Source organism: Mucilaginibacter sp. P5_A6, assembly GCF_056400585.1.
Window position 1 is genome coordinate 219741 of sequence record NZ_JBFUKZ010000008.1, and the last position, 23900, is coordinate 243640.

Annotated in this window: 26 protein-coding genes; 7 read left to right on the plus strand and 19 right to left on the minus strand. The window is 41.4% G+C overall.

The window, feature by feature from the left end; translation table 11 throughout:
• Positions 1-18: 18 nt before the first annotated feature.
• Genes AC1DO4_RS11145 through AC1DO4_RS11160 form a run of 4 tightly spaced genes read left to right on the plus strand, consistent with a single transcriptional unit; the run spans position 19 to position 2266 of the window.
• Positions 19-453: a TPM domain-containing protein gene (locus tag AC1DO4_RS11145; protein ID WP_477415770.1), complete on the plus strand. Its 435-nt coding sequence runs from the start codon at positions 19-21 to the stop codon at positions 451-453.
• Positions 454-465: 12 nt separating this feature from the next.
• Complete coding sequence (locus AC1DO4_RS11150) at positions 466-1257, plus strand: TPM domain-containing protein (protein WP_477415772.1); 792 nt, start codon at positions 466-468, stop codon at positions 1255-1257.
• 60 nt (positions 1258-1317) lie between these two features.
• Positions 1318-1722, plus strand: a complete 405-nt coding sequence (locus AC1DO4_RS11155; RefSeq protein ID WP_477415774.1) for a hypothetical protein — start codon at positions 1318-1320, stop codon at positions 1720-1722.
• Positions 1715-2266 (plus strand): NUDIX hydrolase, encoded by a 552-nt coding sequence (locus AC1DO4_RS11160; protein WP_477415776.1) that lies wholly within the window; start codon positions 1715-1717, stop codon positions 2264-2266. The genes AC1DO4_RS11155 and AC1DO4_RS11160 overlap by 8 nt, the downstream gene beginning before the upstream one ends.
• A 1-nt stretch (position 2267) precedes the next feature.
• Here AC1DO4_RS11160 and AC1DO4_RS11165 read toward each other — a convergent pair whose 3' ends face one another.
• The 14 genes from AC1DO4_RS11165 to AC1DO4_RS11230 form a co-directional block, all read right to left on the minus strand.
• Positions 2268-2726 carry a nuclear transport factor 2 family protein gene (locus AC1DO4_RS11165; protein WP_477415778.1) on the minus strand — a complete coding sequence of 153 codons (459 nt, stop codon included), beginning with the start codon at positions 2724-2726 and terminating at the stop codon, positions 2268-2270.
• A 143-nt stretch (positions 2727-2869) separates the two neighbouring features.
• On the minus strand, positions 2870-3625 hold the full coding sequence (locus AC1DO4_RS11170) for an ABC transporter ATP-binding protein (RefSeq protein WP_477415780.1): 756 nt from the start codon (positions 3623-3625) through the stop codon (positions 2870-2872).
• A gap of 2 nt (positions 3626-3627) precedes the next feature.
• Complete coding sequence (locus AC1DO4_RS11175) at positions 3628-5103, minus strand: DUF5687 family protein (RefSeq protein ID WP_477415782.1); 1476 nt, start codon at positions 5101-5103, stop codon at positions 3628-3630.
• A 166-nt stretch (positions 5104-5269) separates the two neighbouring features.
• Entirely contained in the window at positions 5270-6550 is a 1281-nt protein-coding gene (locus tag AC1DO4_RS11180) for a replication-associated recombination protein A (RefSeq protein ID WP_477415784.1), read from the minus strand.
• Positions 6551-6782: 232 nt separating this feature from the next.
• Complete coding sequence (gene tatC / locus AC1DO4_RS11185; RefSeq protein WP_477401030.1) at positions 6783-7646, minus strand: twin-arginine translocase subunit TatC; 864 nt, start codon at positions 7644-7646, stop codon at positions 6783-6785.
• A 75-nt stretch (positions 7647-7721) separates the two neighbouring features.
• Entirely contained in the window at positions 7722-9056 is a 1335-nt protein-coding gene (accC, locus tag AC1DO4_RS11190; protein WP_477415786.1) for an acetyl-CoA carboxylase biotin carboxylase subunit, read from the minus strand.
• A gap of 141 nt (positions 9057-9197) precedes the next feature.
• Positions 9198-9668: an acetyl-CoA carboxylase biotin carboxyl carrier protein gene (gene accB / locus AC1DO4_RS11195; protein WP_477415788.1), complete on the minus strand. Its 471-nt coding sequence runs from the start codon at positions 9666-9668 to the stop codon at positions 9198-9200.
• Positions 9669-9918: 250 nt separating this feature from the next.
• Positions 9919-10908 (minus strand): beta-ketoacyl-ACP synthase III, encoded by a 990-nt coding sequence (locus AC1DO4_RS11200; RefSeq protein ID WP_477415790.1) that lies wholly within the window; start codon positions 10906-10908, stop codon positions 9919-9921.
• 10 nt (positions 10909-10918) lie between these two features.
• Positions 10919-11857: a phosphate acyltransferase PlsX gene (gene plsX / locus AC1DO4_RS11205; protein WP_477415792.1), complete on the minus strand. Its 939-nt coding sequence runs from the start codon at positions 11855-11857 to the stop codon at positions 10919-10921.
• Between the two features lie 15 nt (positions 11858-11872).
• Positions 11873-12064, minus strand: a complete 192-nt coding sequence (rpmF, locus tag AC1DO4_RS11210; protein WP_295716420.1) for a 50S ribosomal protein L32 — start codon at positions 12062-12064, stop codon at positions 11873-11875.
• A gap of 16 nt (positions 12065-12080) precedes the next feature.
• A complete protein-coding gene (locus AC1DO4_RS11215) occupies positions 12081-12605 on the minus strand; it encodes a YceD family protein (RefSeq protein ID WP_477415794.1) in 525 nt (174 codons plus the stop codon).
• 717 nt (positions 12606-13322) lie between these two features.
• Positions 13323-14120, minus strand: a complete 798-nt coding sequence (locus AC1DO4_RS11220) for an ABC transporter permease (protein WP_477415796.1) — start codon at positions 14118-14120, stop codon at positions 13323-13325.
• Between the two features lie 5 nt (positions 14121-14125).
• Positions 14126-15025, minus strand: coding sequence for an ABC transporter ATP-binding protein (locus AC1DO4_RS11225; RefSeq protein WP_477415798.1), 900 nt, complete (start codon positions 15023-15025; stop codon positions 14126-14128).
• Complete coding sequence (locus AC1DO4_RS11230; RefSeq protein WP_477401020.1) at positions 15019-15231, minus strand: hypothetical protein; 213 nt, start codon at positions 15229-15231, stop codon at positions 15019-15021. Before AC1DO4_RS11230 ends, AC1DO4_RS11225 begins: the two co-directional genes overlap by 7 nt.
• A gap of 239 nt (positions 15232-15470) precedes the next feature.
• Here AC1DO4_RS11230 and AC1DO4_RS11235 point away from each other — a divergent pair, with 239 nt between their 5' ends.
• From AC1DO4_RS11235 to AC1DO4_RS11245, 3 genes are read left to right on the plus strand one after another with little or no spacing between them, the layout of a single operon-like run.
• Positions 15471-16523, plus strand: a complete 1053-nt coding sequence (locus AC1DO4_RS11235) for a sensor histidine kinase (RefSeq protein ID WP_477415800.1) — start codon at positions 15471-15473, stop codon at positions 16521-16523.
• A gap of 15 nt (positions 16524-16538) precedes the next feature.
• Positions 16539-17873: a 3-keto-disaccharide hydrolase gene (locus AC1DO4_RS11240; RefSeq protein WP_477415802.1), complete on the plus strand. Its 1335-nt coding sequence runs from the start codon at positions 16539-16541 to the stop codon at positions 17871-17873.
• Between the two features lie 52 nt (positions 17874-17925).
• Complete coding sequence (locus tag AC1DO4_RS11245) at positions 17926-18651, plus strand: LytR/AlgR family response regulator transcription factor (RefSeq protein ID WP_477401016.1); 726 nt, start codon at positions 17926-17928, stop codon at positions 18649-18651.
• Between the two features lie 299 nt (positions 18652-18950).
• On the opposite strand, the gene AC1DO4_RS11250 is transcribed toward AC1DO4_RS11245, so the two are convergent.
• From AC1DO4_RS11250 to AC1DO4_RS11270, 5 genes are all read right to left on the minus strand, one after another.
• The gene (locus AC1DO4_RS11250) at positions 18951-20708 is read right to left on the minus strand and encodes an ABC transporter ATP-binding protein (protein ID WP_477415804.1); all 1758 of its coding nucleotides are present in this window, start codon (positions 20706-20708) and stop codon (positions 18951-18953) included.
• 73 nt (positions 20709-20781) lie between these two features.
• A complete protein-coding gene (gene frr / locus AC1DO4_RS11255) occupies positions 20782-21345 on the minus strand; it encodes a ribosome recycling factor (RefSeq protein ID WP_477409043.1) in 564 nt (187 codons plus the stop codon).
• 165 nt (positions 21346-21510) lie between these two features.
• Positions 21511-22302 carry a diadenylate cyclase CdaA gene (gene cdaA / locus AC1DO4_RS11260; RefSeq protein WP_477409045.1) on the minus strand — a complete coding sequence of 264 codons (792 nt, stop codon included), beginning with the start codon at positions 22300-22302 and terminating at the stop codon, positions 21511-21513.
• 37 nt (positions 22303-22339) lie between these two features.
• On the minus strand, positions 22340-22825 hold the full coding sequence (locus AC1DO4_RS11265; protein WP_477415806.1) for a group II truncated hemoglobin: 486 nt from the start codon (positions 22823-22825) through the stop codon (positions 22340-22342).
• 87 nt (positions 22826-22912) lie between these two features.
• A complete protein-coding gene (locus tag AC1DO4_RS11270) occupies positions 22913-23884 on the minus strand; it encodes a polyprenyl synthetase family protein (RefSeq protein WP_477415808.1) in 972 nt (323 codons plus the stop codon).
• Positions 23885-23900: the final 16 nt, after the last annotated feature.

The window sequence follows — 23900 nt, forward strand, 5'->3', positions numbered from 1 at the left end:
GTGTAACCACAAAAACAAATGGCAGTATTTAACGAAGAAGAACAGCAGCGGATCCGCAAGGTTATTGAGGATGCCGAGAACCGCAGTACTGGTGAAATACGGGTTTGTATAGAAAAAAAGTGCAGTGAGGATGTACTTGATCGCGCCGCAAAATATTTTTACCAGCTTAATATGCATAAAACCGCCATGCGTCATGGGGTGCTTGTTTATGTAGCCACCGTAGACCGTAAGTTTGCCATTATTGGTGATGCAGGTATAAACCAGGTGGTACCGACCAATTTCTGGGACGATACAAAAGAAGAAATGCTTAAGCATTTTAAGTATGGCGATATTGTTGAAGGAATTGTTACGGGTTTAAAAATAGCCGGCGAACAGCTTCAAAAATATTTTCCGCATAATACCGGCGATGTTAACGAATTACCTGATGATATTGCTTTTATGGATGGCGAATAACCAATGAAATACATGTTCAAAAAATTCATCATATTTTGTAGCCTGGCACTTTGTACCGCTATAGGATTTGCCCAGGAGCTCCCTGAGCGCTCAACTACATTGGTTACCGACTATACCAATACCTTATCAGCGGCTGATAAGCAAAAGCTGGAAGACAAACTGGTTGCCTTTAACGATTCTACATCTACGCAAATAGCGGTTGTGATCATGAGATCAACCGGCAACTATGATATTAATGCCTACGGTGTGCAATTGCTGCGTAAATGGGGTATCGGCGAGAAAAAGAAGAATAATGGCATTTTGGTGTTGGTTGCCATCAGCGACCGCAAAATGAGTATCCAAACCGGGTACGGCGCCGAAGGTGCTGTACCGGATGTGATTACGCAGGAGATCATCCAAAAGGATATGAAACCTCACTTTAAGCAGGGTGACTATTACGGCGGACTGGAGGCTGCAACCAACAGCCTCATGAAGTACATGAAAGGCGAATATAAAGCCGAACCAAAAGAACAGGGGAGCAAAGGTGGCGGCAGCGGGTTTATTGTGATCATTATAATAGTAGTTATCCTGATACTGGTATTCCGTAACCGTGGTGGCGGTGGTGGCCGCCAAATCATTGGCCGCAGAGGTGGCGCAAGCCCCTTCTGGTGGTTTTTGGCCGGCAGTTTACTTGGTGGTAGTGGCCGCAGCAGCGGATCTGACTGGGGAGGTTTCTCTGGAGGAGGTGGCGGTAGCGGTGGCGGCGGTTTTGGAGGTTTCGGCGGCGGTAGTGGCGGCGGTGGCGGTTCAAGCGGCAGCTGGTAGAATTAATAAGAGAATTACCGAGTTTTGAATTATTGATAGCCAGTCCAAATTTACCTTTGAATGCATAAAGATTATATTTTAAATGAGTTGGAGAAAATCTCACTCATGATGGCTCGTATTGCGGGTTTTAAAGAACAGGCAAAACCGGATGAATTTATCAAGCTTGCAGATACCATGCTGCAAAATGAGTTTAATATAAAGCTGGATGAATTATTAGCATTAACTGCCGAAGATTTTGAACTGTTACTGGCAAAAGGAAATTATAAAGCCGATAAACTGGAAGCTTTGGCACAATTACTATACATGCATACCGAGCCATTTACCCCCTCGCCAGAAACTTTAGCCACCCTACAAAAAATACTGATGCTTTTTGAATTGCTGGAGAAAAAGCACCATAGCTCATCATTTGAAAATATTAACAAACAAAACGCCATCTATCAATTTATAAAAAACAACTATGAGTAAAAATCTTACCTGGAAACTGCTTTCATCTAAATATATACACAAGGGTCCGTGGGCTACACTGCGCATTGACCGCTGCCAAATGCCCAGTGGCAAAATTGTTGACGATTACTATGTTTTAGAATACAGCAACTGGGTTAATGCAGTTGCCGTTACCGAAGATAATAAAGTACTTATGGTAAAGCAATACCGCCATGCAGCAGGCATTATATCGCTCGAAATTCCTGGTGGAGTAATTGATGGTGATGAATCACCGGTTGAAGGCCTGCGCCGTGAGTTGCTGGAAGAAACAGGTTACCAGTTTGATGATTTTGAACTACTATGTACTGTTTACGGCAACCCATCCACAGCCAACAATCAAACATTTACTTATTTGGCTAAGGGAGGTAAAAAGGTACAGGAACAATCATTAGATGAACATGAGGAATTAATTGTTGAAGAATACTCCATTCCCGAAGTGAAACAATTACTCCTGGAAAATAAAGTTGTACAGGCTATGCATTGCGCCGGTTTGTTTTATGGGATGGTGAAATTAGGGGCGTTGTAGTTTACTCCGGGCAATTATCCTTACGCCGGGTGTCAACAACGTAAATAATCTTCCAGCCTGCAGGTGTGCGCATGAGTGAAAAAACGTCTACCCCGCAATGGCTAAAGGTTTTGCCCAAATAAAACTTATAAGGCGTCCAAACGCTGGCCAGGTCACCATCAATTTTAATATCCTTAAAGATGATCTGCTCATCCCAGATTTCTTTATGCGGCGTACCAACAGCTTTTATAAAATCATTGGGGTTATCAATATCCAATGAAACTGTGTCATCTTTTTTGTTTGAGATCCCCTCGAAAACAATATCTTTATGAAAGGCCGACCGCAGCATGGTACTATCGCCTTTGCGCATGGCATCAAACATGGTATTAATGGTTTGCTTTATGGCATCCTGGTCAGCTTGCTGGGCAACGGTCTTTAATGAAACAAGCAGGATAAGGCTTGCAAAGAGGATTTTTTTCATGTAATGGATTTTCGAGACAATTTAGGTAAATTTGATCGATAATTAGACTTGCTAACTTTTTAAACGGCAAAGCCCTTAACGAGGCCAAAAACAATATTATCGAGTTAAACTTCGTAAGTCTTTCCAAAATATGATCCGTTTTCTTAATGATTCTCTTCCTCGTCAACCTTTAAAATAAAAGGCGTAGGCTCCTCGGCGGTTTGCCCCACCCCAAAATAATCTTCCAACTCCTTTAATGTCGATGAACTGGTGGCAATATCCTTAATGATCACACCTTTTTCCATCAGCAGGATCCGGTCGCAAATATCGGTGATGTGGTTAAGATCATGGCTGGATACTATATTGGTAACCCCTTTGTTTTTATTCTGATCCTTCAGCATATTCTTTAGCCTGAACTGTGTACTTGGGTCAATATTGGCAAAAGGCTCATCCAACATCAGCAATTGTGGATTTTGCAGCAGGCACGATGCCACCCCAACCTTACATTGGTTCCCTTTAGATAAATCGCGGATGTATTTGCCTTTCTTTAGTATCTCATCGTTAAAAAAGTCGCCCAATTGCGATAGGGTTTCTTCTACCGTGGCTTTGCTTTGCTGATGCAGCCCGCCAATAAAATACAGGTACTCCTCTGGTGTGAGGTAATCTATCAGGAAGCCCTCATCAAGATATGAGGCGGTATAGTTTTTCCAGTTTTCATGACCGGCCACAACTTCGCCATTTGATAATACCTGCCCGGTTTCCGGGCGGATGAGATCAAGGATCATGCGGAACAGGGTAGTTTTACCAGCACCATTATTACCAACCAGACCTACGCTTTCACCTTTGCCGATCAGCAGGTGGGGCACATCTACCACAGTAATGCCGTTATATACTTTTTTAAGGTTATTTATTTCAATCATGGTTATTTATTTCTGAAGCCTTCGGCTATGGTATATCTTTTTTGAACAAAATCTTCTTCCAGCTTTTTTATCCAGAAGTTACGGGTTAAAATAAATATCACACCTATTATTCCCAATACCAGTAATCCTGTAATGCCATGTTTAAATAATGCAAAAGGTATGTAAATAATATAGGGCGCTAAAATAAGCGGGAATGATAATAGCAGTTGTGTAGCCCCCACGCCTTCCCAATTAAATGAGGCGCCCTTAGATAGGTCGATTCGCTTAGCGTTCCGATTGGCAAAAAACAGTACAATTGTAGTATTAACGCCAATGTTCCATAAATACATTACAAAATGCACCAATAATATCTGCCAGCCAAAATAAACGTAAGGCGTTGTAAGCAGAAAGGCAATAGTTGATACTACGGTAAAAAGCAAATACTTAGCCTTCAAAAAATCGATGAAATTGATTTTGCTTACCAATATACCATCAAAGTGCGAAGCTTGCCAGCTAAACATAAACTGGCCATAGCTAATGATGAAGATACCCGTCATGAACATGCCTACAAAAATGTACCAGCTTTGGCCGTAATGGCTGTTGGTATAAAATATGAGCCCATAAAACATAAAAAACAATCCCATAACCAGGGCCGAGCGCGGGCGTTTATTACGCAGAATGAGTTTGACCTCGTTAGCTGCCAAATCTCCAACCCTGCCAAACCTTGAAAGGAATGGTATATCTGTACTGCTCTTGTATGATTTTATTTTATGCGCGGTAAGCTCTTCCAGGTAAAGGTTTTGCTTTAAGTAATAAAAGTTAAAGTAATACATTACAATAGCAAGCGCCAAAGGTAATAGCGCCAATACCGGCATAGTAATTAAATGACCGAAGTAAGCATATGAAATATCGCGAACCGAGAACAGGTGCCACCTGAAATCACAGGTGATGATGAGGATTAAAACAGTTGCTGCTATTAAAAATACCCAACCATTGAGGTTCGATCTTCTTTTAATGTATAGTGCCAGGTAGTTGTTAAATACCGTAAGCCCGGCGATAGCCACAACAAAGGCCAGTGCAACCAGGCCCCCCGAATCCTGCGCAACTATCTTGAATATAAATGGTAAAAACAATATGAAAGGCCACAAATTAAATATGGATAAGGCCGCAGTTAAAGCCAGGTAGCGCACCAAAGAGTTTCTTTTTATAGGCAGGTGCAAATAAGGCTGAACCCGAAGGGTAGGTAACTCCTGCAACTGCAGGCGCATTAACAGATCGAAGAGAAAATAAATAAGAATGATCCCACAAAAAGCTTTAACCAAATCTTCGTTAGGAAACATCCCTTCAAGCATCTTATCCAAAAATATACCCACCACAAGTACATTTAAAAACAGGTAAAGGATCAAAATGCCCATTACTACACGTATAGCAATGCTTTTACCTGTATTTTTTGATCGCCAGAAAGCTTTTAACTCATGATTGAAAAAAGTAGACACCATGTTTTATAGATAAGATATGTTTTGTTGAAGATACGGGTTTAGATTCAAGAGCCAAGAATCAAGAGTCAAGACAGAAAATAAAAACATCAAAATTAGTCGTTGTTAAAAGATACGAAGCTACAAAGCTGGACTTCCTAATTCCTGTCTTGATTCTTGACTCTTTTATTCAATACTTATACCTATCGCCCCACAGTTTTTTCAACTTCTCTTTTGATTCGTTTTCTTTAGCATTGTTACCCGGCTGGTATATTTTTGTTCCCCTGATTGCATCCGGTAAAAAATCGAGGTCGGTAAAATTACCTTCATAGCTATGGGCATATTTATAATCTTTACCGTAGCCTATATTTTTCATGAATTTGGTTGGTGCGTTACGCAGGTGCAGCGGAACAGGGAGATCGCCGGTTTGGCGTACCAATGCCATTGCTGCTCCAATGGCTGTTGTGGCCGAGTTGCTTTTAGCAGATGTTGCCAAATAAATGGCTGTTTGCGATAATATCAGCTGCGACTCTGGCATACCTATTTTGTTCACTGCTTCAAAACAGCTCTGTGCCAACAAAAGAGCATTTGGATTGGCGTTTCCTATGTCCTCAGACGCCAGGATGAGCATACGGCGGGCGATGAACAACGGGTCCTCCCCACCAATGATCATCCGCGCCAGCCAATACACGGCCCCGTTGGGATCGCTGCCACGCATAGATTTGATAAAGGCCGAAATGATATCATAATGTTGCTCGCCTGTTTTATCATACAGGGCCATATTTTGCTGTACATGCTCCAGTACTACCTCATCGGTTAAAACTATCTCAGGGCTATCAAAAGCGTTTACAAGCAGTTCAAATATATTGAGCAGCTTACGGGCATCACCTCCCGATAAGCGCAGCAGGGCCTCATGATCTTTTATATTAATGCGCTTTTCTTTGAGCACCACATCATCCTTCATGGCTTTATCGAGCAGTTTCAGCAGATCCTCCTCTTCCAAAGGTTTCAAAATGTATACCTGGCACCGTGATAGCAAAGCCGAAATCACCTCAAATGAAGGATTTTCGGTAGTGGCGCCTATCAGCGTAACTATGCCACGCTCAACCGCACCCAATAATGAATCCTGCTGCGATTTAGAGAAACGGTGAATTTCATCAATAAACAAAATGGGCAACGTTTCGCCTTGTTCTTTTAACAAAGATGCTTTTTCTATTACTTCGCGAACATCCTTCACTCCTGAATTAATTGCGCTAAGCGAAAAGAACGGGCGATACAATGATTGCGAAATGATATAGGCCAATGTAGTTTTACCCACCCCTGGCGGCCCCCAGAACAGCATAGAAGGCAACGCTCCCGATTCAATTGCCTTACGCAAAACCGCACCCGGACCAACAAGGTGCTTTTGCCCCACATAATCATCTAACGATTTCGGGCGCAGACGTTCGGCTAATGGCGGGAGATTGGTCATGTAATTTAGATATGCAGATTTCAAATGTGCAGATATGCAGATGATGAGCTGCATATGCGTACATTAATTAAGTTAAGCATTGTATCCTTCAAATGTGCAAATTGTGGCTTAATAAACAAAGCCCCACCGCTAATAAACGATGAGGCTTTCAATAAGTTTTTTTATTATCAGCTTATCTAAAATAGATTTACTTCTTCATCTGCACATTTGAAATCTGAAATCTGCACATCATTTAAAAGCCATCAGCTTCTGCTCTCTTCAGCTTTCTTTTCTCCACAACTGCCGATACCAGGATACCTACTTCGTATAAAATAAATAGCGGGATACTTACCACCGTCATGGTCATCATATCTGGTGTAGGGGTTACTACAGCAGCCACAACCAATATGGCAACTATTGCATACCGCCTTGTGTCTCGCATAAATTTAGCAGTAAGTACGCCCAGGCTTGATAATACATACACTAAAATTGGCAGCTCAAAAACTACACCTGTTGCCAGGGTTAATGTAGCCACCGATGAAATGTAGGAGTCGATATCAAATAAATTATGGATTGATGAACTTACTGTATAGCCCGAAAGAAAATTGATCGACTCGGGCGTGATCACATAGTAACCAAACAAAACTCCTGTAATGAACAGGCCGGTTGCGTAAAACACAAAACCCGATGCTGCTTTACGTTCTTTTTCATGCAAAGCCGGACGTATAAAACGCCATAATTCAAACAATAGGTAGGGGAAACCTAATGTGATACCAATTAATAATGATGAGTTAATTTGCAGGGTAAACTGCCCGGCCATCTCGGTATTTATGAGCTGGATGTTAATTTTATCAATACAAAAGCCCGGGCGATGCAAGGCCTCACCCAGCGCGCAAAGCATCCGGTATGTCCAGAAGGTTGGCTTGCTGGGACCCATAATAACGGTATCAAAAATCCAATCGTAATAATAAAAAACCACACTGGTAAATACTACAATTGCTATGGAGGCCCGTATCAAATGCCATCTTAAAGCTTCAATATGGTCGAAGAATGACATTTCTGCCTCCATCGTTTTGCCTTTATCCTTTATGGCTTTAATTAATTTATTGTCGCTCATTATATATTTAATACCGCTGTATCAACGCTATTGTGCTAAGTACGTTCTATTGTATGAAGATAGTTTGAATTTATTTTACATTTCAAACGTGTCCATAAACTTGGTAGTAAAATTACCTGCACGGAAGTTTGCATCTTTTAACAATTTCAGGTGGAAAGGGATGGTTGTTTTTACACCTTCAATTACAAACTCGCTTAAGGCGCGCTCCATGGTACTTAAAGCCTCCTCGCGTGTTTGGGCGCAGCAAATTACTTTTGCTATCATGGAATCGTAGTTTGGCGGTATTACATACCCCGTATAAACATGGGTATCAATACGTACACCATGTCCGCCCGGCGAATGAAAATTGGTTATTTTACCGGGTGAAGGGCGGAAATTGTTATAAGGGTCTTCGGCATTGATACGGCACTCTATAGCATGCATAGTTGGCTCGTAATTTTTACCAGAGATCGGAATTCCCGATGCAACCTTAATCTGTTCTTTGATCAGGTCGAAGTTGATCACCTCTTCGGTAACGGGGTGCTCTACCTGGATCCGGGTGTTCATTTCCATGAAGTAGAAGTTACGGTCTTTATCAACCAAAAACTCTACAGTACCGGCACCTTCGTATTTCACAGCCTTCGCTCCTTTTATAGCAGCTTCGCCCATTTTTTTTCGAAGTTTTTCGGTCATAAATGGTGATGGAGATTCTTCAACCAGTTTTTGGTGACGGCGTTGAATAGAGCAATCACGTTCAGACAAATGGCATACTTTACCATACTGGTCACCCACTACCTGGATCTCGATGTGACGCGGATCCTGAACATATTTTTCAAGGTACAGGCCGTCGTTACCAAAGGCAGCGCCAGATTCGGCACGGGCAGAATCCCACGCGTTCTCAAACTCGCTGTCTTGCCAAACAATGCGCATACCGCGGCCACCGCCACCGGCAGTTGCTTTTAGTATTACGGGGTAGCCTATTTTATTAGCTATAGCGATACCCGATTTAATATCAGTAAGTAATCCATCAGATCCCGGCACAATAGGTACACCGGCTTTTTTCATGGTTTCCTTAGCTGACGCTTTATCACCCATTGAGTTGATCTGATCGGCAGTAGCACCAATGAATTTAATTCCGTAATCGGCACAAATAGCCGAGAATTTGGCATTTTCTGATAGGAAACCATAACCCGGATGTATAGCATCCGCGTTGGTAAGCTCGGCAGCCGAAATGATGTTAGGAATATTCAAATAAGAATCGCGGCTTGGAGGGGGGCCTATACAAACAGCTTCATCAGCAAAACGTACATGAAGGCTATCTCGGTCGGCAGTTGAATATACAGCTATGGTTTTAATACCCATCTCTTTGCAGGTACGGATAATTCGCAGGGCTATCTCGCCCCGGTTAGCTATTAATATTTTTTTAAACATGGTTTCTTTGATGTGCAAATTACAAATGTGCAAATATGCAGATGAAAAATATTAATGATTGATGTTCAATTGTGTAAACTACAAATGTGCAAATGAATTAAAAATCATCTGCACATTTGAAATCCGCACATTTGCACATCGTTATATAGGCTCTACTAAAAATAAAGGTTGGTCGTATTCTACAGGCGATGAGTTATCAACCAGTATTTTTACAACACGGCCTGATATTTCCGATTCAATTTCGTTGAAAAGCTTCATAGCTTCAATGATACAAACCACGCTGCCTGCTTTAATTTCGTCGCCAACATTTACAAACAATGGTTTATCAGGACTTGCCGAGCGGTAAAAAGTACCGATCATCGGCGATTTGATAGTAAGATACTTAGATGTATCCGGACCAACAGGTAGTGCAGGAGCAGCTGGCTCAATTGCAACCGGGGCTGCCGGCAACGCAGCTGGCGCAGTTTGTGCCGGTATGCTGGCATGAATAACTTGCGGCTGTGTCTCGTTGGTTTTTATAGTGATCTTAAAATCTTTCTGCTCAATTGACACTTCGTTTACGCCCGATTTTGACACAAAGCGAATAAGGTCCTGAATTTGTTTAATATCCATAGTGGGATTAATTGGTTTGGGACAAAGTTTTATTATCTAAGTTAATTGCAAATGTGCAGATTTAAGATGTGCAAATATGCAGATGTGCAGATTATTTTTACCTCTTATTTATTAGTTAATTAACGGTATTAATATGCGATTTTATATTTATAATAATTACCTATTAAGCAATTTAACATTTAATAATGGTCGGATGTTTTAAATTTCTAATATACATCCCGCCATATTTGCACATCTATAATCTGTACATCTAATAAGCCCACCTTAGGTAGATGGAACCCCAGGTAAAGCCACCGCCAAAGGCCGCTAAAATAAGGGTATCACCTTTTTTAAATTTGCTTTCCCACTCCCATAAACACAGTGGAATGGTGCCGTTTGTTGTATTGCCGTAACGTTCAATGTTAATGATCACCTTATCATCGCTTAAGCCGGTGCGCCTTGCGGTAGCATCAATAATGCGTTTATTGGCCTGGTGAGGTACCAGCCATGCAACATCATCGGCAGTTAGGTTATTGCGTTCCATTACCTCATGTGCCACATCGGCCATATTGGTAACCGCGAATTTAAAAACAGCCTGGCCTTCCTGGTAAGCATAGTGCTCACGGGCATCAACTGTTTCATGTGATGCAGGCTTTACAGATCCTCCTGCTTTTTGGTGCAGGTAAGCAACGCCGGAGCCATCACTTTTTAATATGGAATCCATGATCCCGTTGCCTTCATCATTGGGTTCAAGCAAAACGGCACCGCAGCCATCGCCAAAAATAATGCAGGTAGCCCTATCATGATAGTTAGTTATTGATGACATTTTATCGCCGCCAACTACTAATACTTTTTTATGCTTGCCGCTCTCGATAAACTGTGAACCTGTTGCAAGGCCAAATATAAAGCCCGAACATGCAGCCGAAAGATCATATCCCCAGGCATTTTTTGCACCAATTTTATTTGCTAAAATATTTGCGGTAGCCGGGAAAACAAAGTCGGGTGTAGTGGTGCAAAAAATGATAAGGTCAAGTTCTTCGGCACCGATACCGCGTTTTTTTAGTAATGCCTGCACAGCAGGTACAGCCAAATCAGATGTACCCAAACCTTCGCCCTTTAATATACGGCGCTCTTTAATGCCTGTACGGCTCACAATCCACTCGTCGTTAGTATCAACCAATGTTTCCAGTTCCTGGTTGGTTAATACATAGTCGGGCACGTAACCATGTACAGCAGTAATAGCGGCATGAATTTTACTCATCTTTATATTTTTACTGAAAAGCTTGTTTTATTTTATCAACCAGGCCGCTCTCAACCATGTTTTTTGATAAAAGGATCATGTTTTTAATAGCCTCGGGATTTGATATGCCATGGCCAACAACAACGGGAGCATTTACACCCAAAATAGGGCTGCCACCGTATTGTTCATAGTTGAACCTATCGAAAAACTCATCCTTAAACTGTTTTTTGCGGGTGATAACATAAAACGTTTCGGCAAGCTTTAATATTACATTGCCTGTAAAACCATCGCACACAAAAACATCGGCCCCTTCGCTAAATAAGTCGCGTCCTTCAACATTACCAACAAAATTAAACAGCTTGGTTTCCTTCATTAAAGGATAGGTGGCCTGGCAAAGAATATTACCTTTCTCTTCCTCTTCGCCAATGTTAATGAGTGCTACACGCGGGTTATCAATATTATAAACCGCCTGGGCAAATAAGCTGCCCAATATGCCAAACTGCAATAAAACTTCGGGTTTACAATCGGCATTGGCGCCTACATCCAACAAAATACCCAAACCTCCTTCAAGTTTGGGTACAATAGTGGTCATTGCAGGGCGCACCACACCCGGAATAGTTTTTACACTAAACATAGAACCAACCAGCATGGCACCAGTGTTGCCAGCCGACGAGAAAGCCTGAATTTGTCCCTCCTTAAGCAGCTGTAAACCAACCGAAATACTCGAATTTGGTTTTTGCACAATAGCTTTTGTAGGGTGTTCGCCCATGCCAATCACTTCGGTTGTATGTACAAACTCGAAATGATCGGGGCTAACATTATTTTCCTGAAGAATAGTAGCAGCTACTTCTTTATCTCCAATAAGTACCAGTTTTTGGTCGGCAGATAAAGCCTTATAAGCTTCGATTGCTCCTAAAACAGTTGCTTTGGGAGCAAAATCACCGCCCATAATATCTAAGCCAATCTTCATTTTCAGAAAATAAACTTATGCTACAGCTGCTTTCTCAATAAGTACTTTACCGTTATAGTAAAGGTTACCATCAACAGTATAAGCTCTGTGCGGCAAATGTATGGCACCTGTAGTTTGGCAGGTAGTTAATGATGGGGCTACAGCTTTGTAATGAGTTCTGCGCTTATCTCTTCTTGATTTGGATATTTTACGTTTTGGATGTGGCATGATCCTGTTATGTTTATTATTTATTTATTTTTTTGAGTACATCCCACCGTGGGTCTGTATGCTCGGTTTGTTCTTCGTTTCCCGAAAGGTTTTTCAACTTTTCGAGCATTTCTGTATCACAATATGGGGTGTTACCCTCGTTGTCACATACCGATATAAATGGCATGGCAACGTTTATATATTCATATATTAACCCCGCGATATTGATCTCGTGATCATTTTTGCTAAGGGTGATAATCTCGTCATCCTCATCAATTGGCTCCTCGCTAAATTTAGCTATCTGTTGTTCGGTAATATCCAGCAATTGTGGATATTGGGCCAAACACCTATCGCAGTTTGCATCAACAGTGCCTTTGATCACAAAATTCAGAATGATCATTGTTTCCTGTTTATCCAAATCTACGGAGCACTGCAAGTTAGCCTTTTTAACCAGCGAATATTCAAATTCGTTAAAAAAAGCGTCATCAACAGTAAATTCAAACTGGTGTTTCCCCAGCTTAAGTCCTGTAAAAGGAATCGAATATGTTCTAAGCGATTTCAATGAGCAACAATTAGCCCGCAAATGTAGGGAAAAATACGATAAGTGGAAAGTGTTTTTTTCTTTTTGAGATGAAAGGCAAAAGGTGAGGATAAACCCATGTTTTTTGCCGCGCGTTAAAACGTTGGCTCCAATGCTGTAAAACCAATTTTATCAACCAGTTTACCTCAAAGCTGCTCCGCGATCTACAAGTTTTATTGAATTAATCCATCCGGCTTTATCTAAGCTGCCGCTGTTTTACACCGGGAAATCGTTTTTAAATTATTTAAAGGGTTAAACGCCAGAAAAAGCTATTAAATGAAATGGTTTGGCACCGAATATTGGCCATAGCGATGGGTTGACCTGGAGTGTTCGAAAGAAATAAAAGGGCTGGTGACTGCGCGATCCCTTAACTGGGAACTGGGAAAGTTGCGGTTAAATAGGGGAATCATCCGGTCTGGAACCTAAAAAGGTTTGCCTCTTGATAGCCGCTCTTTTTCGTCTGCTGTTACGGTTTTGTTGCGTTTTTGATTTTATGACAATTCGCAATCAATTGATTGTTAGATAGATGTTGTTTTTTACTGTTTCACCTGTTGCGAACGCAACAGTTTGGATATATAAAAATGGATACACACTGTAGCACCCGGAAAAAATCTTTCGGACACTCCAGGTTTCAAACGCATCGTTGCTTATGAAAAATAAATTATGGCGAAATATCTGCATACTCATTCACCTGTGCATTTATTTTACGCTCTTTTTTAGCACAATAAAATAACCCGCTATAAAAACAACCGCTCCTACCGCCAGGCTTACAAATACATCTTTAGTGAACACATCTATTTGTATTTCCGTTATCCGCTTGTCTCCGTGGCGCATCATGGTAGTTATAGCCACCATTGGATGCGAATAAGGAAAAAGGTAACAATACTCCCAGTTTTTGGATGCTAAAATTACACCCGTTATAGTACAAACAAAACCAATACCCATTGGCTTCAAAAAATCCGACCAAAGTAAGCTCAGCAGGAACTGTATTGATAATATACCTAATGATGATAAAAACAGCTTAAAATACATTTCTGCAAGTTGTTTCTCCATATGGTAATTATCAAACCTGAGGTCGGGCTTTACCACACTTAATAAATTACCAAAGCCAATGGTGAATAGTACAAATAGTGCAAGCGTTAAAAATATCAGGAAAATAGCATAGGTAAACTTAGCCCCATATACAGACCATCTTGATATTGGCAAACTAAATAAGCTTTTCCATATATCTGATTTATGTTCGACACTATTTACGGAGTACGCAATAAAAATGGTAAACATGGGCAACAGTAACGAGCCCATTATGCCCATTATAGCGCCGGCAAACTGCACCCATAGCATCATTGGAGACGCACCCGCAAGCTTTTCACTTTTAACAAGAAATCCTACAAAAAGCAGGGAGCATATGAGTAATGGCAGTAAAACAGAGGCCCAAAATCCCAAAGTTTTGCGGCTCTTATAAAACTCCGACCGGAACGATAATATAAATCCTTTCATATGGTTCAGGCATTTTGGGTAATATCCAAAAATAATCGCTCAAGGTCTTTTTGCTGCTTACCAATGCTGTATATAGCGTAGCCATTGCGGTGTAGTAAGGAATTGATTTCGGCGGTTTTTTCTTTACTTACATATGTTACATACAAGTATTTATCGGTAACGTCGGTAACCTTAAAACCGTTGCGGGTAAGTAAATTTGCGGCATCTACTGTATTATCGGCTTCGATGCATACCAACGGCTGGCTCAATGCCTGCAACTCGGCTATGCTTCCCTGAAAAAGCAGCTCGCCATTATTAATGATACCTACGTGGGTGGCCATGCGTTCCACTTCGGCCAATAAATGGCTTGATATAAATACGGTTTTGTTATGTTTAGTTACCAGTTTGATGAGAAGCTCACGTACTTCAATAATTCCGTTGGGATCAAGGCCATTGGTCGGCTCATCCAATATAAGAAGCTTGGGATCGGCAAGCAGGGCCAGCGCAATGCCCAGGCGTTGTTTCATACCTAAGGAATACTGCCCTGCTTTTTTATCGGCAGCATTGGTAAGCTGTACCAGGGCCAGCATTTCGTCAACCCGCTTTATGGATACCTGCAACAGCAGGGCACGATTAAGTAAATTTTCTTTCCCGCTAAGATGAAGGTAAATAGCCGGCTGCTCAATAAGCGAACCTATTTGTGATAGTATATTGATGCGGTGGTGTTGAATATCCTGTTCAAATATGCGGATGCTGCCACTTTGTACTTTTAGCAGGTTTAACAGGAGTTTGATGGTAGTGGTTTTCCCGGCGCCGTTTGGGCCAAGAAAACCATATATGCTTCCTTCAGGAACTTGCAGGCCCAATGATTTAACAACCTGCTGATCGCCGAAGTTGAAAGATAATCCTTCGGTACGGATTACCATACATCGTTACTTTTTGCTATAGAGCAAACAGTTTTAACAAGGGTTATACCTTTGTAAAACAACGAGGTAGCATGTACAGCTGAATTCCCCATTATGCATGATTCCTTTTTTTGTTCAAACTGATAGCTTACCCCTAAAATTAAGGCAAACATTACAGGTATCAGTAACATGATAAAAGGATTTGAATTTTTGATAAGCGTTTTCATTGCAAGTGATTTGATAGAACAAAGAAATACTTATTTCGTCACCCGCTAAAAAGTATTAGACCAACACACAGAGTTTATAGATGAACTGTTTTTTTAACACTTTAACCGGTTCATCGATCATAAAAGCCGGTTCATCGACAAAATAAATTACTATATATAAATATCCACTTGTATAACAATCAAAATATTAAATTACATGCCATTACCACTGGTATATTATAAGGTATTTAATCACAGCAATGCAGGATTCTATTTCAACAGATAAACAAACCCGTATAACAAAAACAGCCTGGCATATTTTCTGGCATTTACTTTTTTGGCTGGCCATGATCTCGTTTTTCGTGTTCCTGGCAACCCTCAATGATCACTTGAATACCAAACAACTGCTGGTTATATTTTTATTATACCCTGCAATCAATATCAGTTTGTTTTACCTTAACTTTCTTGTATACATCCCACAATTCCTTGATAAGAAACGTTACTGGGCTTATGCCTTTGTTATCGTGATCACTATTGTTGTTTATGGTATTGGGAAATATGGCATGGGCCTGCTTTTTAAGGATATTGTACTTACCCGTATGAAAGGTCAAACCATCAGCTTTACTGCCTATTTTTTCAGTACGGTTTTTGCCAGTTTGATATTTGTTTTCCTGAGTACTGTACTCAAATTTACAACCGACTGGTTCATGAACGAACGCATCCAGCGCGACCTGGAAAATCAACGATTGAGCGCCGAACTGGCTTTCCTGAAATCACAGATTAACCCCCACTTTTTGTTCAACTCGCTAAACAGCATTTACTCGCTTGCCTATCAGCGATCTGAAACAACGCCCGAAGCGATCCTGAAGTTATCAGAAATTATGCGCTATATGCTGTATGAGTGTAATGACAACAAGGTTGATTTGAGTAAAGAGCTCCAATACCTGCACAACTATATCGACCTGCAAAAGATCCGCTTCGGGAATAAGGCATTTATTGACTTTAAAGTGATGGGAGATGTAACCAACCAGCAAATCGTCCCTTTGCTGCTTATTGCTTTTATCGAGAACGCTTTTAAACACGGCGTGGCTAATGATGTAATGACGCCTATAAAACTGCTCATTAATGTTGAGGAGTGTAAGCTTCACTTTTACATTCAGAATAAAAAGCATACCCATAATCGTGACGCCATAGGCGGCATAGGTTTAACTAATGTGCAAAGGCGACTTAATTTGCTCTATCCCGGAAAATATACTTTAAATATCAGGGACGAAGCAGACACCTATACTTGCGAATTATCTATAGTTTTATAAGATAATAACCAAACCATGAACCAGTTAAAAACCACCTTACTTTTCATTTTGTTAGCCGTATGCGGATACAATGCTTCAGCTCAAAATGACCCTAAACTTACTGAAGTATGGGATCCGGAACCGGCTGTAGTATTACCGGGTGTAGGTAATAAAGCTCCATCGGATGCTATTATACTATTTGATGGAAAAACCCTTAACGAGTGGACCAATCAAAAAGGAATGCCGCCAGGCTGGACGATCAAGGATGGCATCCTCACCGTTAAGCCAGGCAGCGGATCTATCATCACCAGGAGAAATTTTGCGGATTGCCAGCTGCACATCGAATGGCGTACGCCAGCAATAGTTAAAGGTGAGGGCCAGGAGCGTGGCAACAGTGGCGTGATCATGCAAAGCCGTTACGAACTGCAAATATTGGATAGTTATAAAAACCGCACTTACTCCAACGGGCAGGCAGGCTCTGTTTACAAACAACACGTGCCTTTGGTTAATGCCTCGCTTAAACCCGGGGTTTGGCAAAAGTATGATATCATTTATACCGCTCCGCGTTTTAACCTGGATAGCTCACTTAAAACGCCTGCATACATCACTGTTTTGCATAATGGCGTATTGGTGCAAAACCATGTGGCAATAAAAGGCACAGTAGCGCATGTTGGTGAGCCTAAATATACCAAGCATAATTTTGCACAACCATTGTTATTACAGGAACATGAGTTCCCGGTATCGTTCCGCAACATATGGATCAGGGAAATCAATGTACAAAAATTGTTTAACGGCAAGGATAAAACAGGTTGGTATACATTTTTGGATACGCTGGGTAAAAACAATGATATCCATAACAACTTCGCGGTGGAAAATGGTGCAGTGCACGTAATGGGCAAGTACTTTGGGTATATGAGCACCTTAAAATCGTACTCCAATTATTACCTCAAAGTAGTATTTAAGTGGGGCACCAAACAGTACTTTCCACGCCAGAAAGGCAAGCGTGACGCGGGCATTCTTTACCATTTTGGATTAATGGAAAAGGATACAGTTTGGCCGAAATCAATAGAGTTTCAAATACAGGAACAGGATTGCGGCGACTTTTGGTGCGTAAAACATACCAATGTAGATTCGCCAAATAAATGGGAAGTAGCATGGGACCAGAAGCATGTTTTCCGCACGGCAGATTTTGAAAAACCCCGCGGCGAATGGAACACCCTGGAGATCATTTGCAACGGCAACCAGATAGAACATTATGTAAACGAACACCTGGTGAACTGGGGTACAGGTTCGGTGGCCGAAGGACGGATCCTACTGCAATCAGAAGGGGCCGAGATCTTTTATAAATCGGTAGAGTTAATGCCGTTTTAACAGGAATAAAAAAATTTAATTTTTAAATCATTTTAACATTTATTTTTACAGCATGATCAGATGCCTGGTAGTTGATGATGAGCCTTTAGCGCTGCATATATTGGAAGATTATATATCCAAAATGCCATTTTTGCAATTGGTGAAAGCCACAACCAATCCTATTGAGGCCCTTACACTGGTACAGGCAGGCAATATCGACCTGGTGTTTTTAGATGTGCAAATGCCGGAGCTTACCGGCATACAGTTTTTAAAAATTGCCAATGGCAAGGCCAAAGTGATATTAACAACCGCATACCCGCAATACGCGCTTGAAGGATATGAATTGGATGTGGTTGATTACCTATTAAAACCAATAGCTTTTGACAGGTTTTTTAAGTCGGTACAAAAAGCGCAAACTATTATACAGCCGGTTACCAAAACCGTTATCCAGTCGGAGCCCGCGCAACAGGATGATTTTTCGACAGACTTTATCTTCGTAAAAACCGAGCATAAAATACAAAAGGTTTACCTGCACGATATTTTGTTTATTGAAGGCCTGAAAGATTACATATCCATATTTACCCCTGCCGAGCGCATCATTACGCTGCAGGGGATGAAAAAGATGGAAGACGCCCTGCCAGAAAAGCATTTTGTAAGGGTACATAAATCCTACATCGTAGCCTTAAACAAAATTGACAGCATCGAACGTAGCCGCATCCAGATAGGGGAAAAGATTATCCCGGTAGGCGACACCTACAGGGATGAGTTTTTTAAGATCATTGATGATAAGAATGTTTAGCCCCCTAACCCCCTTAAGGGGAACTATGGTGGTTAGTCCTAGGACATGAGTACGGGGTTTTTCCAAGAAAAACTTTCTTGTCGTCCTGAACGCAGTGAAGAATCTATTGTTTGCCATGCTTCTTCGCCCGGTAAAGTCTGCGAATAGATCCTTCCCTGCGTTCAGGATAACAAATCTTTAAAACGTTATTTCCATTAGGAGTTTTGCTAAATTTTATACTTGCAACAAGGTGATGGTAACACCTTGTCGCTTGATTCAAAATTTGCACATCTGAAATTTACACATCTGAAATCCGCACCCTACTCTACCTCCACGGTAAGCTTCTCGCCTATTTGCTGGCGCCACATGGCATAGTAAAGGCCTTTCTGAGTTATAAGGTCAAGATGCCTTCCCTGTTCAATTATACGACCTTTTTCGAGCACATAAATGCAATCAGCGTGCATAATGGTTGACAGGCGATGGGCTATCAGGATAGTAATATGATTTTCCAGTTCGGATACGTTGCGGATGGTTTCGGTGATCTCTTCTTCGGTTATAGAATCTAATGACGACGTAGCTTCGTCAAACACCAGGATATCTGGCTTACGCAACAGCGCACGGGCTATGGAAAGGCGTTGCTTCTCTCCGCCGGATACTTTTACACCACCCTCACCAATTACGGTGCTCAGGCCTTTATCAGCCCGGGCCAGCAAGGTTTGGCAGGCTGCACGCTGTAATACGTTCATGCACTCCTCGTCGGTAGCATTGGGGCGTACAAACAGTAGGTTCTCACGAATAGTACCCGAGAATAACTGAGTATCCTGTGTAACAAAACCTATCTTTTCGCGCAATTGGTCAAGATCAATCTCTTTACTTAAAATATTGTTGTATAAAATATCCCCTTCCAATGGTTGATATAAGCCCACCAGTAATTTTACCAGTGTAGTTTTCCCGGAGCCCGAAGGACCAACAAAGGCAATAGTTTCGCCGGTATTGGTTTCAAAGCTGATGTGGTTTAACGCGTTGCGATTGGCCGTTAAGTGCTTAAAAGTAACATTACTGAAGGTTAAGGTATTCACCTTTTCGAGTAATACCGGCTTCTCAGGTTTTTTGTCAATAGGCGTACTCAAAATCCCCTTAAAGTTGCCCAGTGATACTTCTGCTTCGCGCCAGGACAGGATCACATTGCCTAATTCCTGCAAGGGGTTAAACAAAAAGAATGAGTAAAATAAAAAGCTAAAATATTGTCCTGGCGATATGGTGGTTTTGAATATGAGCATCAATAGTACAACCACCATTACACTGCGTACAAAGTTTACCGTTGTACCCTGCACAAAGCTCATGCTACGTACGTATTTTACTTTCTTAAGTTCCAGATCAAGGATCTTATAAGTAGTGTTATTCAGTCTTTCTATTTCCTGCTTGGCCAGGCCGAGGCTTTTTACCAATTCGATGTTCCTTAATGATTCGGTAGTTGATCCGGCAAGGGCTGTAGTTTCTGAAACAATCTTTTTTTGGATTGTTTTTATCTTGCGGCTCATGGCCATGCTCACAAAAGTGATGATGGGTATAGCTGCAAAATATACCAGCGTTACCTGGTAGCTAACACTTACCGAGTACACAATAACAAATACCATCCCGATAAGTGATACAAACAATATGCTGATAAATGCTGTAATAAACTTTTCACAATCCAACCGAACCTTCTGTAATATGCCCAGTGTTTCGCCGCTACGCTGGTCTTCAAAAACCTGGTAAGGTAATTCAAGCGAATGACGCAGACCATCGGCGTACATTTCGGCACCTACCTTTTGAGTAATAATATTGGTAAAATAATCCTGGAAGTTTTTTGCTATGCGAGATACCATGGCCACGCCAATAGCTGCACCAACCAGCAACAATACCTGGTGCAGGTATTCTTCATATTGAAGACTGCTGCGTTTCTCAATAACACGATCAACAATACGGCCGGTTATCCATGGATCAAGCAATGAAAACCCAATATTCATGGCAGCAAGAAAAAGCGCCATAACCACTATCCAGCGGTGTTTTTTCAAATAAGAAAGTAATATATTCATGTTTCGGCAGTAAAAATAAAAAAAGGGAATGGCTAAGTAGCTCATTCCCTTTTAATTTGACATAAGGTTAATATTAAACCGTCATGATATCTTTTTCCTTAGCATCTGAAAGCTGATCAACCTTGATAATATAGGCGTCGGTCAGTTTTTGAATTTCAGCCTCGCCTACTTTTATCTCATCTTCAGATACACCTTCGGTTTTTAATTTCTTAATCTTTTCGTTGGCATCTTTGCGGATGTTACGAACAGCTATTTTACCGGTTTCGGCTTCGGCCTTTGCTTTTTTTACCAGGTCGCGGCGGCGTTCTTCAGTTAAAGGCGGAACGTTTATGCGGATAATGATACCATCATTTTGGGGGTTAATACCAAGATTGGCTTCTTTAATGGCTTTTTCGATAAGCGGTAGTAATGATTTCTCCCAGGGCTGTACTATAATAGTGCGTGCATCAGGAGTATTTACACTGCCAACCTGGCTTAATGGAGTTGGTGAACCGTAATAGTCAACCATCACATCATCCAGCATAGATGGATTGGCTTTACCGGCACGTATTTTATTTAATTCGCTATCGGCATGATCAATGGCCTTATCCATGGACGCCTTTGCTTCAGTTACTTGTTTTTTAATGAGTTCGCTCATCGGTTTAAATTTTTCACAAAAATAATAAAATCTATCATTTTACCGCCACCGGATATGGTTAATCGGTTAGCCCCGGTAAAGGTTTGTCAATTAACGCACTTATTGCTGCTATGTTTTTAATAACAAATGTTAAATTACTTTTTTAATGCTGATTTTGTATCTATCCTAAAAGTCCTTATTCAAAACTTTTTCCAGCTCGGCAAAGCTGATATTCATTTTTACACGCCCCTGTTTGGCATATGATATTTCGCCTGTTTCTTCGGATATGATAATGGCTGTCGCCTCGTTAGCCTCTGTTACACCGATTCCTGCACGGTGGCGTAGTCCAAACTGTGCCGGCAGATCGGTCTTTTCGGTGAGCGGCAAAATGCAGCTTGCAGATTTAATCTTATTCTCAGATATTACAACAGCCCCATCATGCAGTGGACTTGTTTTTTGAAAGATGCTTTCCAGCAGCCGTTTGGAGATTTTGGCTTCAACAACCTCGCAGCTGTTTTGGTAAAACTGCTCATCATAATATTTTGCAAACACAATGAGCGCCCCGGTACGCGTTTGCTTCATGCTTTTACAGGCATCAATAATTGGTTTTATGCGAGCATAATTATTTTTCTCTACTTCTTTTTTACCAAAGAAATACTGCCACCAGGCCTTATTGCGCTGCAACGACGCATTCTTACCCACAAGCAGCAAAAAACGCCGTACCTCTTGCTGAAAAACCACAATAACGGCAATGATCCCTACATCAACAAATTTGCCTAGTATAGCAGTAAGCAGCTTCATATGCAACTGGTTAACTACCAGGTTCATGGCAAATATCACTGCAAAACCAATAAAAATATTGGCGGCTATGGTGCCCCTGATGAGGTTATAAAGTTGGTAAATGATAAAGGCAACCAAAACCACATCCACTATATCGAAGATCGTGATCTTTGGAAAGTTGAGAAAAAAGGAATGCATTTACGAAGTTAATAAGTTTCGGGAAGTTAAAAAGCGGTTATTTATCACCCAGATACGGCCCTCCAACCACGCCCCAGCCCCATTTCGGCATTGACGCATCAATTTCCTCAGTTGTTTCATCCATTTTTGAATTAATTACAGCAATACGGGTACCCCACTCCAGGTATGCCAAAAATGCCGAGCGAAATTCAGGGTCATCGGGCAGCAACAGCTCATCGGCGGTTTGCAGCAATAGTTCCATCCAGCGTTTACGGTGTGCCTCGGTGAGGTATTTCTGCAAGTGTTTGCTTATCATAATAAAATGACTTCCTTCCTCTTCGCTGTATATTTTAGGTCCACCCAAAACTTCCGCTACAAAGTGTGCCACATGTAGCCTGTGCTGCGCCGACATATGTTTAAATACGGGCTCCAACAATTCATCGGCCAAAACTTTGTCGTAAAACTTATCAAAAAGTGTTTCGAATGCTGTCATTCCACCCGCCCACTCAAAAAGTGAAGGAACTTGTTTATGATCTGTTGCCATACGTTTAATCCTGTTAGTACATGATAAAGTTAACAGAGATCAACAGAGATACACCAATAAATTTTAAATAAGGTGTTAAACGAGGTTTTATGTATTCCGTTCGGTTGTAAAGCGTACCAGTTGCTCCAACGCTTTGTGCGAGTCACTATCCGGAAAAGTGTTCAGTATGGCAAAAGCCTCGTCCTGGTATTTTTTCATTTGGGTTTCTGCATATTGCAGACCACCCGTTTCGTTCACAAATTTAATGATCTGGGCAATTTTATCCGGTTCATCATTATGGTTCTTAACCAGGTTGATGATTCTTTTCTTTTCGGACGACGTAGTATTTGCCAACGAGTAGATTAGCGGCAGCGTAACTTTCTTTTCCTTGATATCAATGCCAAGGGGTTTACCCACATCATCAGTACCAAAATCAAACATATCATCTTTAATCTGGAAAGCTATACCTATTTTTTCACCAAACAAACGCATTTTCTCAACCACTTCATCACTTGCCCCTGCAGATGACGCCCCACAGGCACAGCAGGAAGCAATAAGTGATGCCGTTTTTTGACGGATCACCTCGTAGTAAACCGGTTCGCCAATATCCATCCGGCGAACTTTTTCTATCTGCATCAGCTCACCTTCGCTCATTTGCTTCACTGCGTCTGACACAATTCTAAGCAACTGGAAATCATTATTTTCGATAGAAAGCAGCAATCCCTTCGACAGGAGGTAGTCGCCTACCAAAACAGCTATTTTATTTTTCCATAAAGCATTAATGGAGAAAAAGCCGCGGCGCTGATAGGAGTTATCAACCACGTYATCGTGTACCAATGAAGCGGTGTGCAGCAGCTCTACAAGTGCAGCCCCCCGGTGGGTCGACTCATTGATGCCACCACAAATTTTGGCCGCGAAAAACACGAACATAGGCCTGATCTGTTTGCCCTTACGTTTAACAATGTAATGGGTAATACGATCAAGCAATGGTACTGAGCTTTGCATAGAAGACTTAAACTTCTCCTCAAACGCATCGATATCAGCAGCGATAGGTTTCTTAATGTCGTTGATGCTCAGCATTTAAACTAAACAAGCT